General features: G+C 52.4%; 1 protein-coding gene. It reads right to left on the minus strand.

What is annotated here, in order from left to right; genetic code table 11:
- The coding region (locus IRQ78_RS20350) for a beta strand repeat-containing protein (RefSeq protein ID WP_194442978.1) at positions 1–1,924 on the minus strand (1,924 nt) is incomplete at both ends.

Genomic DNA, 1,924 nt, shown 5'->3' on the forward strand with positions numbered 1-1,924 from the left:
CCTTCGGCTAATGCCGTACTTGGCTCAACAGACCAACTGCCATCCGCTTGCACCGTCGCTGTCGCACTTTGTACATTACCGGCACTGTCAGTGATAGTAAGCAGCACTAAGCTGCCCACWGCYGCTCCGGTGGTTTGCCCACTGATGAGCGGTGTCACATCATTACTATCGGCCAAGGTATCAAGGCTAATCGTCGGTGCGGTAATGTCGATTTCACCAGTRGCACTGGCTGTTGCTGGGTTACCTGCTTGATCACTGACCGTCGCCGTAACCGTGTATTCTCCTTCTGCTAACAATGTGCTCGCCGCCACTGACCAGGTGCCATTGCTTTGCATCACGGTAGTGACTGTGTGGCTGTTGTTGTTTGCATCGGTAAAGACCACAGTGACTGTACTGCCTTGTGGGGCACTGGCTGTGCCACTRACTGTTGGCGTGGTGTCATTRGTGACGTCTAATGCATTTATATCAATCGCTGGCATGGTGGTATCAATGATACCTGTTCGTGTGGCCGTTCCATCAATGCCGTTTTCTGTCACGGTTGCGGTGACTGTAAAGTCGCCTTCAGCCAAAGCACTGCTTGCTGTGACTGTCCATGTTCCGCCATTAACCGTGGTGGTTAATGTTTCTGCTGGGTTGATACCATCATCAATTACCACGGTCACTACGCTGCCATTGACCGCATCACTGGTGCCGTTAATCGTCGGTGTCGTATCATTGGTTTCGCCAATGACATTAATCGTGATACTTGGTGCGGTGGTATCCAGCACCGCGGTGTCATTGGCGGTTGTTTCATTTCCCGCAGCATCGGTGATACTGGCATCAATGCTGATGCTGCCATTGTTTAATGGGCTTGGTACATCTGCTGACCATGTGCCATCTCCCAGTACCGTGGCTGTAAAGGTATAGGTGTTTGTGCCGTCTGAAACACTTAAGTTAACCACACTGCCCGCCGGCTCATTGCTGGTCCCACTGATTGTTGGGGTATCGTCGTTGATGGTACCCAAGCTGTCTATCGCTAAGCTCGGTGGCAAGGTATCGATGCTGCCACTGCCTGTATCGGTGCCAACGTTGCCTGCCGCATCAACAATCGTTGCTGTCACGGTATAAGCGCCATCAGGCAAGCTCGGTGCTGTGGCTTGCCACGACCCATCGGCTTGCACTGTGGCTGTGACGGTATGTGTATCGCTGTTGCTATCCACAATAGATAAGCTCACTACCGTTCCTGCTGGCTCAGTAGAGGTGCCCGTAATAAGTGGCGTGCTGTCATTACCCAAGCCAGTGTCGTTAACCACCACCACTGGGGTTGTGGTATCAATAGAGCCTGTGGCATTGACCGTCGTTGGGTTACCCGCTTCATCACTAATTGTTGCTGATACAGTGTAGCCACCTTCGGCGAGTCCATTCGGTACTTCCACGCGCCAATCACCGCTACTGTCAACGGTTGCGGTCAGTGTTTGTACGGTGCCATCATTATCTGTCACCGTTACCGTCACCGTGCCACCAATTTCATTACTGCGTCCTGTGAACTCAGGCGTCACATCACTGCCTGCCCCAACGCCCGTTAAGGTTAAGCTTGGTGCAACGGTATCAATGACCCCAGTCACCGTTTCTTCTGTGAGGTTACCCACCCCATCACGCACACTGGCGTCAACAGTAAATTGACCATCAGCTAAGACCGTTGTTGGACTCACTGACCAATTACCGCTGGCATCCACTGTCGCTGTCAGGGTGCTGCTATCACCATTGGCATCGGTGACGACCACGGTCACTTGTGCACCTTCACCTGCATCACTGGTACCACTGATGAGCGGTGTATTGTCATTTCCTATTGCATCCACATTAACGGTGAGTGTCGGTGGTGTACCATCAAAGTCACTTGAACTGATAGTACGTACATTGCCTGCAGCATCCGATGCACTGGCTG

The organism is Pseudoalteromonas simplex (assembly GCF_015278155.1).
Taxonomy (GTDB): domain Bacteria; phylum Pseudomonadota; class Gammaproteobacteria; order Enterobacterales; family Alteromonadaceae; genus Pseudoalteromonas; species Pseudoalteromonas simplex.